Annotated in this window: 15 protein-coding genes; 13 read left to right on the forward strand and 2 right to left on the reverse strand. The window is 50.4% G+C overall.

Annotated features, from left to right (window positions below; all coding sequences use genetic code 11):
* Positions 1-149: 149 nt before the first annotated feature.
* Complete coding sequence (locus tag JW883_09880) at positions 150-1070, reverse strand: 50S ribosomal protein L11 methyltransferase (protein ID MBN1842573.1); 921 nt, start codon at positions 1068-1070, stop codon at positions 150-152.
* Positions 1071-1286: 216 nt separating this feature from the next.
* Here JW883_09880 and JW883_09885 point away from each other — a divergent pair, with 216 nt between their 5' ends.
* From JW883_09885 to JW883_09900, 4 genes are all read left to right on the forward strand, one after another.
* Complete coding sequence (locus JW883_09885; protein MBN1842574.1) at positions 1287-2501, forward strand: MFS transporter; 1215 nt, start codon at positions 1287-1289, stop codon at positions 2499-2501.
* A 335-nt stretch (positions 2502-2836) separates the two neighbouring features.
* Positions 2837-3670: an AAA family ATPase gene (locus tag JW883_09890; protein MBN1842575.1), complete on the forward strand. Its 834-nt coding sequence runs from the start codon at positions 2837-2839 to the stop codon at positions 3668-3670.
* Positions 3671-3672: 2 nt separating this feature from the next.
* Positions 3673-5622: a hypothetical protein gene (locus tag JW883_09895; GenBank protein ID MBN1842576.1), complete on the forward strand. Its 1950-nt coding sequence runs from the start codon at positions 3673-3675 to the stop codon at positions 5620-5622.
* A 34-nt stretch (positions 5623-5656) separates the two neighbouring features.
* Positions 5657-6580, forward strand: coding sequence for a universal stress protein (locus JW883_09900; protein MBN1842577.1), 924 nt, complete (start codon positions 5657-5659; stop codon positions 6578-6580).
* A gap of 211 nt (positions 6581-6791) precedes the next feature.
* Here the strand turns inward: JW883_09900 and JW883_09905 are convergent, their stop codons facing one another.
* Positions 6792-7001 carry a zinc ribbon domain-containing protein gene (locus tag JW883_09905; GenBank protein MBN1842578.1) on the reverse strand — a complete coding sequence of 70 codons (210 nt, stop codon included), beginning with the start codon at positions 6999-7001 and terminating at the stop codon, positions 6792-6794.
* A gap of 237 nt (positions 7002-7238) precedes the next feature.
* Between JW883_09905 and JW883_09910 the strand changes: the two genes are divergently transcribed.
* From JW883_09910 to JW883_09950, 9 genes are all read left to right on the forward strand, one after another.
* Positions 7239-7670 carry a DnaJ domain-containing protein gene (locus tag JW883_09910; GenBank protein MBN1842579.1) on the forward strand — a complete coding sequence of 144 codons (432 nt, stop codon included), beginning with the start codon at positions 7239-7241 and terminating at the stop codon, positions 7668-7670.
* A gap of 333 nt (positions 7671-8003) precedes the next feature.
* Positions 8004-9137, forward strand: coding sequence for a branched-chain amino acid ABC transporter substrate-binding protein (locus JW883_09915; protein ID MBN1842580.1), 1134 nt, complete (start codon positions 8004-8006; stop codon positions 9135-9137).
* A 154-nt stretch (positions 9138-9291) separates the two neighbouring features.
* A complete protein-coding gene (locus JW883_09920; protein ID MBN1842581.1) occupies positions 9292-10200 on the forward strand; it encodes a branched-chain amino acid ABC transporter permease LivH in 909 nt (302 codons plus the stop codon).
* Between the two features lie 82 nt (positions 10201-10282).
* Positions 10283-11458 (forward strand): branched-chain amino acid ABC transporter permease, encoded by a 1176-nt coding sequence (locus JW883_09925; protein MBN1842582.1) that lies wholly within the window; start codon positions 10283-10285, stop codon positions 11456-11458.
* Positions 11459-11462: 4 nt separating this feature from the next.
* Entirely contained in the window at positions 11463-12251 is a 789-nt protein-coding gene (locus JW883_09930; GenBank protein ID MBN1842583.1) for an ABC transporter ATP-binding protein, read from the forward strand.
* A complete protein-coding gene (locus JW883_09935; protein MBN1842584.1) occupies positions 12244-12951 on the forward strand; it encodes an ABC transporter ATP-binding protein in 708 nt (235 codons plus the stop codon). The genes JW883_09930 and JW883_09935 overlap by 8 nt, the downstream gene beginning before the upstream one ends.
* Positions 12952-13388: 437 nt before the next feature.
* A complete protein-coding gene (locus JW883_09940; protein ID MBN1842585.1) occupies positions 13389-13793 on the forward strand; it encodes a CBS domain-containing protein in 405 nt (134 codons plus the stop codon).
* On the forward strand, positions 13786-14412 hold the full coding sequence (locus JW883_09945) for a TIGR00153 family protein (protein ID MBN1842586.1): 627 nt from the start codon (positions 13786-13788) through the stop codon (positions 14410-14412). The genes JW883_09940 and JW883_09945 overlap by 8 nt, the downstream gene beginning before the upstream one ends.
* A gap of 20 nt (positions 14413-14432) precedes the next feature.
* Positions 14433-15392 (forward strand): anion permease, encoded by a 960-nt coding sequence (locus JW883_09950; GenBank protein ID MBN1842587.1) that lies wholly within the window; start codon positions 14433-14435, stop codon positions 15390-15392.
* Positions 15393-15475 lie beyond the last annotated feature (83 nt).

The following is a 15475-nucleotide window of genomic DNA, read 5'->3' on the forward strand; positions in this document are numbered from 1 at the left end:
GATCATTTCCAGAAAAGTTTGAAAACAGGCTCTCCAAAAAATTGTTTCTTATCAGGATTTTTGTTCAAATTCCACAGAAAACCAATAACCACGATTTTTCCAACACCCCAAGAAGTACTGAGGTGTGCTGCCAAATGACTGATTACTGTTTAGGAATCCGGTTTGCGCAGTAAAAGACCAGCCCAACCCTGATCGCGCAAGTAGGCCTTCTCCTCCGCCTCGTTGTGGATGTACGGTCTTGAAATGAGTTCTTTCTGGCCTTTGCAAAACCCTGCCAGTATCAGCCACCCCCCTGGCCGGACAGCCCTCCAGAGGCTCTGATGCGCTTCAACGTGGACTGAAGGCACCAGGTTGGCCAGCACAACGTCAAAGGGTCCGCGGCAGCACGACAATTTGCCCAGAACCAAATAGACCCTCGATCCTGCCATGGGATTGAGCTGCAGGTTAACTCGTGCAGCAACCACCGCCTCAGCCGAAATGTCCACGGCAAGCACCTTGAACCCTCCGAGGGCTGCGCCAGCCAACGCCAGAATGCCGCTCCCGCATCCTGCGTCAAGGGCCCAGGCCCCACGCACGGGCGGCAACCCAAAGTCACCTGCAAGGAGGACGTCCAGCAGCTCTAATGACAGGAAGGTGCTCGGATGACTTCCGTCGCCAAAGGCGTCCTTTGCGTCAATGCGGAGCACGGTCTGGCTGCCTTCGGGTTCGACGTGCTCGAGGGGCGGAGCCACCACGAGGCGGGAAGAGACACGGACAGCCTGTGGCTTTCCTTGCTCCCCACCAACACCATCATAGGCCTCAAAACCCCTGAGATTAATACCGAGCGACTCCCAGAGACCGTATTCTCTCTCAAGTTGCCTCACCATCCCTTCTATTCCTGCAAGCCGGGAATCAACCTGCGCATTTCGTTTGATGATCCCCTTGACAAGCCAGACGCCGGTCGTTCCCGCAGGCTCTTCCCGGACAGGTGAACCTGTGAAACCGCCAAGCGCTTCACTCACAGTCTTTCTTAGCCGAAAAGGTGTGCTCACCGCCACTTCTATCCATGGTTGACTTGTGTGCGCTGCCATGTTCTTGTTAATTCCTGAATCGTGAAAGTGGTGTTTTTTGCGGAAAACAAAAAAAACACGAAATTAGGCCTGGTTGCAAGGTGCAGAGCAGAAAATGACGTTTTTCGTGTGTTGCGGCGTTCGCCTTGAGAACATCACGTGGTAAATTTTGTTTCTCCTTTTTTGTTCCGGATTGTCCAAGTTAGATCCTATCATTACCACAATAGCTGGTGTTTTATGAACACAAAGGTGTTTGCTACCCTGTTTTTAGCTGTTTTTTCCGTCACACTGGGCGTGGGCCTGGTGGTTCCGTTGCTGCCGGTCTATGCCCACAAATTGGGCGCAACCGGACTTTGCATAGGCTTTATCTTCGGGGCCTTTTCGCTATCAAGAACGGCCTTTCTCCCCCTTTTTGGCAGAATGTCGGATATTAGGGGCCGGAAACCCTTCGTCACAACCGGGCTTCTGGGATATTTCCTGGTCTCAATCGCCTTTGCATTTTCCGAAAGCGTGGAAATTTTTATCCTGATCCGCTTCTTGCAGGGAATTGCGTCGGCCATGATCCTGCCCGTGGCCCAGGCCTATGTCGGGGAAATCACGCCCGCGCAAAAGGAAGGCTTCACCATGGGCCTGTTTAACATGTTCCTTTACGCGGGTCTGAGTCTCGGGCCGGTTGTCGGGGGCGCGGTCAACGATGCCTTTGGCATTCAGGCATCCTTTGTGGGCATGGGGCTGGTTTCGCTCCTTGGTTTCCTCCTGTGTCTTGTCTTGCTGCCGCCCAGAAGCAAGGAAAAACCTCTTGTAAAGCCCAAGCTGCCGGTTCGTTACGCAATCCTCATCAGAAACAGATACATTTGCGCTCTTTTCATGTTCCGATTGGCCTACACCACCTGTATCGGGATTGTGTGGGCCTTCCTTCCCCTTCTTGCAGACTCTGGTTTCAATCTGTCAAGCTCGTCTATCGGAATCCTGGTTATGCTCGGGGTGCTCACCTCCGGTCTCCTGCAGACCCCAATGGGCCTTTTGGCTGATCGCTTCAGCAAGAGAGTCCTGATCGTTGTGGGCGGAATGGTGACTGCGGGAGCCATCTTTTCATTCGTTTACGCTCAGGGATTCTGGGGGCTCTTTGTGGCCAACATCTTGTTCGGAATCGGCGGAGGGATTGCAATACCGGCTGTCATGGCCATGACAGTCATCTTAGGACGTCACACAGAGTCCATGGGCTCTATCATGGGCCTTTTGACCATGGGCCACAGCCTGGGAATGCTTGTGGGCCCTATTCTGGCGGGCCTGATGATGGATGCCTTTCGATTGGAGCTGGCCTTTGTGGGAGGCGCTGGTGTCATGGGAATTGGGGTTTGTGTTGCGCTTGCGTTCACTTCCGGCTTCAGAATGAGTATAGAGGAAAAACAAAAACGAGACGCTACTATTTGCGTCAAGACCCTTAAGTAAGGCCGAAAGTGCTATTACTATTCCTCCAAAACCATTAGTCCAATGTTCCAGCGCTCCAGTACTCCAATTGGAGCCCTCGCATACAAAGAGCCTTCCAAATTGTGTGTCAGCCGACGGGCGAGCCTCTCAGGCATGATTGACAATAGAATCATACTGGTTTAGATTTGACATACTCTGAAGAAGCCCGCATGAAACAGCAAAGTGATCCGCCCGGGGCGGATCGCAGTGACCTGCGTGCGTGCAAAGCACAGGCAGGGGGAAGGTGAAGCAAAATCCGCCGGAGGCGGCAAGATGGAATTTTTGCGAAGCCGACAACAATGGAAAGGCAATAGATTATGAAGTCACAAACTAGCGAAACCGTCACCATGGGTTCACTGGAAATCATGCTGGCCCAGCCTGCGGAGTTGCCTTTGAAATGGGTGGGACAGAAGGAATTGATAAAGCAGGTACTGGCCGCATGGATGGTCATTCACGAAAAGGATGCTCCTTTCAACCCCCGTCTCGTTGGGAAACCTGGCGTTGGCAAGACCACACTCGGGTATGCTGCGGCCAAACAGCTAAACAGGCAGATATACCTGTTTCAAGCTACCATGGACACTCGACCTGAGGACCTCATCATCACCCCTGTGATGGGGGGAGACGGCAAGGTGAAATACGCTGCCAGCTCTTTGGTTACGGCCATGATCAGGGGCGGTGTGTGTATCTTGGACGAAGGGAACCGGATGAGCGAAAAATCGTGGGCATCTCTTGCTCCTCTACTGGACGACAGGCGATATGTGGAATCTATCATAACCGGTTTGACCATATCAGCCCACCCTGACTTCAGGTTTGTGGTCACGATTAACGAAGATGCTTCCACCTATGATATCCCCGAATATATCCACTCAAGACTGCAGCCCCAGATATTTATCGATTTTCCGGACCGAGAAGACGAACTGCTGATCCTAAAGGAAAACCTCCCCTTTGCCGACGAGGACATCCTGAACTACATGGTCGATTTTCTCCAACGGAGCCATATGGCAGACGAGGTCTATTCTGTGCGCGACGGAATCAATATGGCCAGGTACGCCCTTAAGATGATGCACGGAACTCGAATGACAAAAAAAGAAGCCCTTCACCTTGCGCTCCTCAATGTGCTTGGGGATGAGGCCCTTCGTTATCAAGAGTAAAGATGATCAATGAGCCCTTGAACCCATTCGGCCCTATCTATCCTGTCCCCATCGTCCATTACAGCATGGAGTTTGCCGATGCAGTACGGCGCCTGTTTCAGCACGTAAGGCCCGAGGCTGTAGCCGTTGAACTGCCCCACTCCATACAGGCCGTAGTCCAAAAAGGCGTTCAACGCCTTCCTGAGTTATCCGTGGCCCTGTACCAGAATATGCGAGGGGAAACCATCTATCTCCCGATCGAACCGACAGACCCTCTCGCAGAGGCCATCCGGTCCGGCCTAGAGGCCAACGTACCTGTCTACTTTGTGGACCTTGACCTGGATACGTATCCTTCACATCGTGATCATGTGCCTGACACCTATGCGGCCCACCGGTTGGGAATCAATGCCTACTACAGTATTTGCGCACAGGTGTTGCTGCCGGCACAAGCAAAAGGCCCTGCTGACATCAGGCGCGAGGCCGGCATGGCCTACCGACTGCAAAAGCTTGCGGCCAAACATGACAAGATACTCTTTGTTTGCGGGCTGGCACATCTTGAAGGTGTGAAGGCGGCTTTTTTTCGCCCCCAGGCCGAGCCCCTTGAAAAAACAAAACGTACCGGGGTCAGCCTGTTTAATCTTCACCCAGAGGATCTGGCTGAAGTCATAACAGAATACCCCTTTTTGGCGTCCGTATATGAATACCGGAGAAAAACACTTCCGCCAGAGCCTGAACTCTCGAAGTTTTCGGTCCGAAAGAAACTCGGCGTTCTTACCCTGATGAGTGGAGGCAAGGAGACCTGTTCTGAAGAAGATGCCCTGGATGCGTCCATAAGATGGGCTGTGCATCATGTCAAACCGGGCGCCGTGGATCGCCAGTTGGCAACCCTCCGACTTTTTGACGAGGCAGCGCGGCATTATCACCAGGATACTGGGGAGGAAGTCTACCGGTGGCAGAAACGGGCCTTTTTCCGTTTTTCGAGAAATTATGCCCTCCTGGAAAACAGGCTCCTCCCGGACTTCTACCAACTTCTTGCTGCAGCCCGTGGATGTGTGGACGACAATTTCTGCTATGCCTTCTGGCGATTGGGCTCTTTTTACCCGTGGCAAAAGGCCCAGTCTTCCGTTGCCACCATCCGTATGAGTGGAGAGATGCTTTGGCTGGGAACACGAAAGATTCACATCCGCAGGAGGCTTCCCAGGATCAAGCGCCGACCGGTGTATATCCCGAAAAAACGCCGAATAAGGGAGCACAGGCCCGGAGAATGGCTGGAGGGTTTTGAGGACCCTTATATCTGCTCATATCCTCCTGAGGACCTTGCCGTTGAGAATTATGGCAGCTTTCTTAAATCCAAGGGCTCATTTGTGCTGTCAGCCGATGATGCAGCCAGCGTGCCCTTTGAAACCACTATTCTGGACGGCATTGACATGCGGGAGACAGCCCGCCACCTCAACGAAGGCCGTATCTACGTCAAGGAGTTCAAGAGGGTCAAAGGTGGCGTAGGGTCTGTTGTTGTGATATTTGATGAAGACACGACAGGAGACAAATACCCCCACCTGATGACATGGCTCGGAGAACATGACCAGGAGTCGGACATGGCCTTTTATGCCACCAGTCCGGCCGAGCACATTGTCGGGCCCGGGATCTCAAGGTGTATCTATGGGGGGTTTCTTATGACGTTTCCTCCTCTCAGGCTCGCTGACGTCTGGGGGGACCCCGAGTATGATTGGGCGCGGACCAAGGCAGAGCGCCTCCTTCTGGCCGGCCTGGAATACAGCGTGGAAAAGCATGTGGTTTATGTGGCCAAGTCTGCGCCCAGGTCATTTATTAAGCAGGTGGCAACCAAGTGGGGCAAACGTATCGTTTACATACCGATCGGCCAGCTTTCGCCCATTAAGTTGAAACAGATACGCACGCTTCACGTGCTGTCAGGCAAAGACAAACGAAGGATTGCCGGTGATTACATATGGTAACCTTGCAAACCCCGGCGAGAAAGGAGGATCACTCATGGAGAAAAAAATCCTGCTGGCAGTCGACGATTCCATCCATTCAAAACATGCGATTCAGTATGCCGTCAGAATGTCGTCGGCTGTGAAAGATCTCACCTTCACCCTCTTTCATGTACAGCCTGCCATCTCACAGTTCCTCCTTGACGAGGCCAAGACTGACTTCAAAGCCAATGCCGAGTTGAAGAAAGCCATCCGAAAAAACACCGAGCACGCCCAGGGGATCTTGGAAAAGTTCAAGGGTCAAATGGTCAGGATGGGAATTGACGGCAAACACATTGAGGTGACTACCCAGCCGAAGTTGTTGGGGCTCGCTAAAGATGTTCTGGAGCGCGCCCAGCAAGGGCTCTATGACGCAATTGCCATAGGGAGAAGGGGACTTTCCCGGGTCCAGAAGACCTTTGTGGGGAGCGTTACCGCCAAACTGGTGGAGCATTCCACAGCAACTCCTGTGTGGGTAGTAGACGGCAATGTGACATCCACAAAGATCATGGTAGCCGTGGACGGCTCTGAAGCTTCGCTTAGGGCCGTGGATCACTTGAGCTTCATGATTGGGGGAAATCCTAAGGTCAGATTAACTCTTTTTCATGTCATACCGAAGCTTGGAGACTACTGCGTAATAGACTTTGAGGGAAGCGGCGTCGAGCAAGTCATTGCAAGAAGCAACAGGCGATGTATAGAGGATTTCTACGCTCATGCACGGAGAATACTTGAGGATGCTGGCATGCAGGATAAGCAGGTTGAGATCAGGACGGCTAAGCGAAAGAGGAACCCGGCCAAGGCCATTGTTGAAGAAGCCAGAAAGGGAGACTACGGCACAGTGGTTGTCGGCAGACGGGGTAGAGGCAAAGCATTTTTTATGGGAAGTGTGTCAAGATACGTGCTGGACAGAACGTCGAACCGGGCACTATGGCTTGTTTCCTAATCGTTATGCGTAGACACGTCATGGAAAACCTGCGTTTTTTCCGCGCGTTTTGCCTGGCCACCGACCTGGCAGGAGTCTCTGAGTCACGTGGGAATACCAAGCTTGGGAAAGACATAAAGCTGGAGCAGGACCCAGACAAGGAAAATAACTAGTATGATTAGTATCTCGGACATTCCTTTTTCCTTCAGCCAACGGCTGAAATGATTTAGGCTCAGGAAAAACCTCCGGCAGACGTGCCGCAGGAAGACGCTGCGGAAGCTCCCAGTTCGCCGGCTGCACTGCCCGAGGAAAAGATTGACAGCAGGCGCTCCGTATCGGTTGATTCACATTTTGGGCACTTGATGGGATCACGATCAGTTGAAAAGACAATTTGCTCAAATTCTGCGCCACATTTTAGGCAACGAAATTCATATAGAGGCATCTGTTCCTCCTCGTAACGTACCAGACTCCTTCGTCAAGAAAGCCGAAGGAGATTTCGGCATCTTTAATGTATACACAAAAGTAGTCTACACTTTGTTTTCAGTAACCGTTCACGGGTTTAGAGGCTCAAAGGTTGTAACTCTGAACTCTGAACCTGTGAACGCCTACATTGTAATTATTAAGCATCCAGTCACGTATTGCAAGGTCTTTTGTCACTGTTGATGATTATTTGGTTGAAATGATTACGAAATATTTGCCCTGGCTCATAGCGCTGGTATACTTCATATGTCCGTATGATGTAATTCCGGATTTTCTTTTCGGACCGGGATGGCTCGATGATCTCGGTGTGCTCGCCCTGGCATGGTGGTGGGCAACCAGAATCAAAAGGGCCTATCAGACTCGAACCGGCCCGGAGCCCAGGGGAACATACCAACAGAAATCCTCCAGCGCAAAGGGACAGGCCGCAGAGGATCCGTACGAGGATGAGGACCCTTACAACATATTGGAAATCGAAAGAGGCGATTCCAAAGACAAGATCAAAGCAGCGTACAAGAGACTCGCAGCCCAATACCACCCCGACAAGGTACAGCACCTTGGAAAAGAATTTCAGGAGCTTGCCCACAACAAGTTCGTGGCCATTCAGAGGGCCTACGATAAGCTCATGAAATAATTCAAAGACTCAGGGCGGGCATAGGCAGATAACTAAGCTTCTATGAGCCGACAGTTGTTTTCTTCAGCATACTGTTCGCCTCTTTTTATGCAGCAGCCATATCAACACATGTCCAGTTTGTCCAGGACGTCCCTATTGCCCGGCTATTAACCGTAGAAAGGCTTTCCAGATTTTCTAGCGACATTTTCTTGTTGACTCTGCCGTCCTGTTCCTTGCTAAACTCATTGTAACTATTGGTTAAATTGCGCCTTGACTCGCCTTGGCCAAGTGGTTATAAACAAAAAAATATTGGAGGGAGTTTATGGCCAACAATGTAATGAGGAAGATATGGCTATGACTAAAAATCGATTTGGACGACTGTTTGTTTCGGCCATCATTGGAATGTGTTTGGTACTCTCAACGTCCGACATCGGCCTTGCTGCCGAGCCGATCAAGCTGGGGGTGGCCGGGGCACATAGTGGCGATCTTGCTTCCTACGGTATTCCATCCATAAGGGCAGCGGAGCTTGTGGCGGAGGACATTAATGCAAGCGGTGGAGTCCTTGGGAGAAAAGTGGTGCTGCTGACAGAAGACGACGTGTGCAAGCCGGAAGTCGCCACAAACACGGCGACAAAGCTCCTATCCCAGGGCGTTCATGTAGTCCTGGGCCACATTTGTAGCGGTGCAACCAAGGCGGCTCTTGGTATCTATAAGGATTCAAAGATAATTGCCATGTCCCCGTCTGCAACCAACCCAGCCCTGACTCAGAGCGGTGACTATCCCAACTTTTTCCGGACCATTGCTTCTGACGATGCCCAGGCAAGGCTCAATGTGGATTTTGCGCTTGACGTTCTAAAGCTGAAAAAGATCGCCATAATCCATGACAAGGGCGACTATGGTAAAGGGTTTGCCGGGTTTGCAAAGAAATTCCTGGAAGAGTCTGGCAGGGCAGAAGTCGTATTGTTCGAAGGCGTCACTCCTGGTGCTGTTGATTATTCTGCAGTTGTACAAAAAATAAAGCACTTAAAGGCCGAAGCCGTAATATTTGGCGGTTATCATCCTGAAGCATCGAAGATAGTCAGCCAGATGCGCAAGAAAAGGATGAAAACCATATTCATTTCTGATGACGGCGTCAAAGATGATACTTTCATCAAGGTTGCAGGCAAATATGCAGAAGGAGTGTATGCCTCAGGTCCCAAGGACACGTCAAAAAACCCAATGAATATTGCTGCCGTCGAAGCCCATAAAATGAAGTACGGCTCGGATCCTGGCGCTTTCTTCACCAATGCCTATGCAGCGACTCTGGCTCTGCTCAATGCCATTGAAAAGGCCGGCACAACTGACTACGATGGGGTGAGAAAGGCCCTCAGGACTGCATGGGTTGAAACGCCCATCGGAAAAATCCGTTTTGATGAACGGGGAGACGCAATCGGTGCAGGCTTCTCCGTCTACCAGGTACAAAATGGTGTCTATGTAGAACTGAAATAACATGTTGATGAATATTTCGCCTTCTCAGGGGACAGGCTGGAAGGCCTAACGCCTGATTTGTTGCACTCCATTGTTCCGATACTGTCCGCCGAAAGCAGGAGGACCAACGCCGAGTTTTACGTCTAGCAGTAATACAAGGAGCAAAACCACCTAAATGGACTGGGAATATTTTTGTGAGCTTTTCCTGGGAGGGCTGACTCGTGGGAGCATCTACGCGCTTGTTGCCTTGGGTTACACCATGGTTTACGGAATCATCCAGCTCATCAATTTTGCCCACGGCGAAATCTACATGATCGGGGCTTTTACTGCCCTGATTGTTACCAGTGTCCTTACCCTACTGGGCCTTAACCAAATCGCGATCATTGTACTGGCGTCAATCGTAGCGGTTATCTACTCATCCGCATACGGTTTTACCATAGAAAAGATGGCCTATAAGCCCTTACGCCATGCACCACGACTTTCTGCTCTTATCAGCGCCATCGGCATGTCACTGTTCCTTCAAAACTATGTCCTTTTGGCCCAAACCTCAGATTTCCTCCCATTCCCTAGCCTTATTCCTGATTTCAAAGTTGTGGAGCCCTTTGCACACATCATCGGTTCAACGGAGATGGCCATACTAATCACAACCATAGTTGTCATGATTCTGCTGACATTTTTGATTAAGTTCACAAAGATCGGAAAGGCGATGCGGGCAACGGCCCAGGACAGGGATATGGCAATGCTGGCAGGTGTCGATGTGAATCGGATCATCTCAATCACCTTTATTTTGGGGTCTGCAACGGCTGCGATTGGCGGGATTCTCATTGCTTCCCATATCGGTCAGATCAATTTTTATGTCGGTTTTATCGTAGGAATAAAGGCATTTGTAGCCGCGGTACTCGGAGGCATCGGCAGCATACCAGGGGCTGTATTAGGGAGTCTGGTTCTTGGATGGACGGAGAGCTTTTTTACCGGTTACGTTTCTAGCGACTATGAAGACGTATTTGCCTTCTTGTTCCTTGTCTTCATCCTGATATTCAGGCCGACAGGAATACTGGGACGATCGGAAACGCAACAAGTGTAGCGGGATTTTTTCGAGACTATCATGGTGCCATGTGATCCAATTTGAAGAAATAAAAAAATCTTTCCTGGTTTCGATCTGGTTCATGTTTTTGACTTTTCCGATTATGGTCATTCGGGTCAACACCATCGAAAAGGTGGTGGAGTGGCGATGGGGAAATCTGCTGATCGTGGGAGTTGGAGTTTTTGTTCTCTCATTTGTTTGGCGATATCTCATCAGAAAAAAGGAGGCTGGAACGCAAAAGACAGAAGCAGGTGAAATCCACAGGGTTCCTCTGGCCCAGCAAATTTCGAAAAAACCAAGGATCTATATCCCCGCATTCATTTTGATTGCCGGTTTCGCAATAGCCTTTCCCTTTGCCTTTTCCATGTATCAGACCAATATCATGATAACTGCTCTCATCTATGTGATGATCGGTTTGGGGCTCAATATCGTTGTGGGCCTAGCCGGACTTCTAGACCTGGGATACGTCGCTTTCTACGCAGTGGGCGCCTATACTTACGCACTCCTGAATCACCATTTCGGTCTGGGTTTTTGGACCGTACTGCCTGTCGGCGCCGCCGTAGGTTTTCTTTTCGGCATCTTGCTTGGCTTTCCGGTTTTACGTTTGCGGGGCGATTACCTGGCTATCGTCACCCTGGGGTTTGGAGAGATAATACGACTCATTCTTGAGAACTGGAATGAATTTTCTTTCGGCCCCAGCGGGATTGCGAATATCCCGCGCCCCGGCTTTTTCGGTATCCAACTCTCACTTCAAAACGCGACCATGTATATGTATTTTCTGATGATCGGTCTTGCCCTTTTCACAATTTTCGTTGTCAACCGGTTGCAAAATTCCAGGATCGGCAGGGCCTGGATCGCATTGAGGGAGGACGAAATCGCCTGTCAGGCCATGGGAATCGACAAAACAAAAACCAAGCTTACCGCATTTGCCCTGGGCGCAACGTGGGCAGGTATGGGAGGGGTCATATTTGCAGCCAAGACCACCTTTATCAATCCCGCAAGCTTTACCATATGGGAGTCGATTATCATTCTTTGTGTTGTCGTATTGGGTGGAATGGGATCCATTATTGGCGTTATTTTGGGGGCGCTCATATTGATTCTGTTGCCGGAATATCTCAGGGCTTTTTCCGAATACCGAATGTGTCTTTTCGGGGCAATGCTAGTCATCATGATGGTCTTTCGTCCCGGGGGCATCATCAGCAATGTGCGCCGGACATATGAGTTTAAAGGGCTGGAAGCCCACAGCAGGCAAGAATGACGACATGGGACCGATACTTCAAGTCAAGAAACTGAGCATGGATTTCGGGGGCCTGCGGGCACTCGACGAGCTTGATCTGGATGTTATTGAAGGAGAAATTGTCGCTCTCATCGGACCGAATGGCGCAGGGAAAACCACCTTTTTTAACTGCGTAACGGGGATTCACAAACCCACGGAGGGCATTGTGGAGATCTCACCTCCCGGCAAGAAGCGTGAACGACTGAAAAATCTCAAGCCGAACCAAGTGACAGAAAGAGGACTGGCCCGGACCTTTCAAAACATTCGCCTCTTTTTCAATATGACCGTTCTTGAAAATGTCATGGTTGGCCGTCATTGCCGCATGTCTTCAGGTATTGCGGGCGCCATTCTAAGAAATAGAGCAACCGTCAGGGAAGAAAAAAAAATAGTTGAAGACAGCTTCAATATACTCGAAAAGATCGGCCTTGCAGGGTACGTTAATAAGTTCGCCAATAGTCTTCCCTACGGCGCCCAGCGGCGTCTTGAAATCGCACGGGCCTTGGCAACAGAGCCTTTCATCCTTCTTCTGGATGAACCGGCTGCCGGTATGAACCCGCAGGAGACCAAGGAGCTTGACGATCTGATAGTAAAGCTCCGTGATGAGGAGGGGATTTCCATATTGCTTATAGAGCACGACATGAAACTGGTAATGAGTCTCTCTGACAGGATATTTGTCATGGATTACGGAAAAAGAATAGCAGAAGGTACACCAGAGGATATAAAAAATAATCCAGTTGTGATCCAGGCGTATCTCGGGGAAGAGGTCCATGCTTGAGCTGAAAAACGTCCAGACTTTCTACGGGAACATTCAGGCGTTAAAGGGTGTGAGCATGGATGTATCCGAAGGAGAGATCATTACGCTTATCGGGGCAAACGGAGCCGGCAAGACCACGACTCTCATGTCGGTTTGTGGATTAGTACCGCCAAGATTCGGCGAAGTGCTTTTTGAGCGCAAGCCGATTCACAATGTTCCGGCGCACAAAATAGTATCCCTGGGAATTTCTCAGGTCCCAGAAGGGCGCCATATTTTTCCATACTTGTCCGTTATTGAGAACCTGGACATGGGGGCTTTCCTGAGGAAAGACAGGGACGGAGTGAAGAGGGATCGGGAATACATATACCATCTTTTTCCGATATTAGCTGAAAGACGGCATCAGCCCGGTGTCACGTTGAGCGGAGGAGAACAGCAGATGCTTGCCATATCCAGGGGACTCATGGCCAAACCTCGGCTTTTACTCATGGACGAACCTTCTTTGGGGCTTGCACCCCTTGTTGTTAAACATATTTTTGAGATCATAAAGAAAATAAATACGGAGCAAAACACAACTATTTTCCTCGTGGAGCAAAACGCGAACCTTGCATTGAAAGTGGCACATAGGGGTTATGTGATGGAAAACGGCAGAATAACGCTTGCAGATTCTGCAAAAAATCTGCTTTTAGACGAAGGTGTGAAGAAAGCGTACCTGGGGCTTTAGGTGAAACTTGCGGGGAGGCGAATAGGGTCGCATCTTAACGGGCTGGAATGGGAATGCCCGGGGTGTGGATGCGGACTACGTCCGGTACCTTAGCAAGCAAGAAGGTGTTTCAGCAGTTAAGTAGTGCCCCATTAATCCTTGACACACAACCCCTTTTTTGCTATGTTTTCTCTTCAAAAAAGCAAGTTATTATCAATTCTTATCCATTATCCATTGATCCATTCTTGAAGAAAGAATCAGCAAGCTGGACCTGGAGGCGGCTACGTGCAAACGGTCTCTGACACGGGCAAGCGGTGTGTCAGACCCTGGAAGAAGGGGGACATGACGAGAGACGGAGGGAGACATCCCTTGTTGTCTCCCTTTTTGTAGTTTTTGGATTCTGCGGACACGTTCTCCCATGGGGATCGAGTCATAGACATTTTGTTGGAGGTGTAAGCATGAAAGTCAAGGAATTCATGAAAACCAAGCTGGCATACATTGATGCCGACAGCACCGTGTATGAGGCCATCGAGGAGATGTTGGACAAAAGAATCCGTTCTTTGGTGGTCAATCCGGAGAATGCCGAGGAGGTCTATGGCGTTATCACTGCCAGAGATGTGGTTTTTAAGGTATTGGGCAAGGGGCTCATGCCAAGAGACGTCAAGGTGTCTGAGATTGCATCCAAGCCCGTGGTATGCATTGATCAAGACACGAAACTGATCGATGCCGCAGTGCTTATGGAGAAGCTCGGTATCGCCAGGCTATTCGTTTGTGAAGGGAAAAAACTCCTCGGCATCTTTACGCTCACGGATGCCATGGGAGGTTCACTGATCTTGATAGCAAGGAGTGGTCATGTTGCTTAAGAAATTGCTTGCTCCGGGAAAGAAAGAGAAAGCCGTTATCGAAGATCTGACAAGGCATATCAAACTGCTGTATTCCGGCCTGGACGCTTTTGAAAGGGCCTTTCGAGATAAGGACAGGGATCTTATGGCCAGTATCATCGATCTGGAGCGGGAAGCGGATGTGATTCGAAGGGATGTGATATCGAATATCTATGAGGGAGCTTTCTTACCCTATCTCCGCCCAAGGCTGTGCAGATTTGCAGAGGTCATAGACTGCGTGTTTGATCTGCTGGAAGATGCCGCGTATCAGTACTTGGATTTAGTGATCGATGCGTCGATACAAAATTATTGTACCCAGATTGCCGCGTTGAACGAAAGAATGTGCGAAATGCTCTTACTCAGTTTTGAGACCCTTATGGGTGGCGGCGATTTGAGAGACAAGGCGCTGGCCATCAGAGTCTACGAGAAGAAAGTGGACGACATCAAGCTTGATCTGGTCAGAGACCTTAGAAACGTGGAGGTGAAGACGTTCTGGGATGGGAAGGCCCTGTCGGATTTTGTTTCGAGCCTCACGAGTGTAAGCGACATCATCGAAGATGCCAGTGACTATCTCCAAGTTATTAATGTTAGTATGAGATAGGTGGATTTTCAATGCCCGGGATGGCCACACTGCTTCCGCTCATAGGCTGCGTCTTCATCGCCTTTGTCGTTGGGTCCAATGACACGTCCAATGCCTTCGGTATCTGCATCGGATGTGACATCCTCAAGTTCAAGAAAGCCTTATGCCTTTTCGGGCCCGTTGTTCTGCTTGGCGCCGTCCTGCAGGGCCAGAAGGTCATGAAAACCGTGGGCAGTGACCTGCTGGAGGTGAACCTCTCCATTCTAGGGGTTTCCCTGATCGTTTCCGCGTTGCTCATCGCTTTTTCTAACTGGAAAAAACTTCCTCTGTCCACCCATCAGGTCATTGTCGGCAGTTTTACGGGCGCCGGCATGGCATCCGGCATCCCGGTAAGTATGACATTTGTGGTCAAGATCGTGCTTTCATGGATCGTCTCACCATTGGGAGCGCTGTTTTCCGCCGTGTTGATCTACAAACTCATGGAAAAGACGCTCTCACGCTTTTCCGTGTTTCGGATTGAAACCATTCTCAAAAATCTTCTCATTCTGTGCGCCATTGTTATCGCCTATACGACGGGGGCCAATGAACTGGCCACAGTCCTTGGCGGTGCAGTCCATGCCGGTTTGTTCAGCACGACGGCGGCTTCTTGCGGCGGCGCCTTGTTCGTGTTCTTGGGAGCCTTGTTTCTGAGCCCTCGGGTGATAGAAACGGTAGGCAAAGGAATCACTACCCTGGACCCCTATTCAGGCTTTGCCGCTCAATTTGGTGCTGCAACAAGTGTCTTCATATTCACCTGTTTGGGGATGCCTGTTTCAACCACATTTTGTATTATTGGCGGAATCGTAGGTGTCGGGGCATTGAAGGGAATGGAGACGGTTCGGTTCGATCTTATGAGGAAGATGATGGTTAGTTGGGTTGCAGCGCCCCTTTTGTCTTTCTGCATCTGCTTCATCGCTACTAAGGGGTTGATGTTCTTCCCGAAAGGCTTTTTCTGGGTCTAGGAGGCTGTCGGAAAACCCACATCTGCGGCGTTATCCTCATCCCTCGTCACTGCAGCGTACTTGTAAGTACGCCTCATTCCTCA

It is taken from the genome of Deltaproteobacteria bacterium (assembly GCA_016930875.1).
Classification (GTDB): domain Bacteria; phylum Desulfobacterota; class Desulfobacteria; order Desulfobacterales.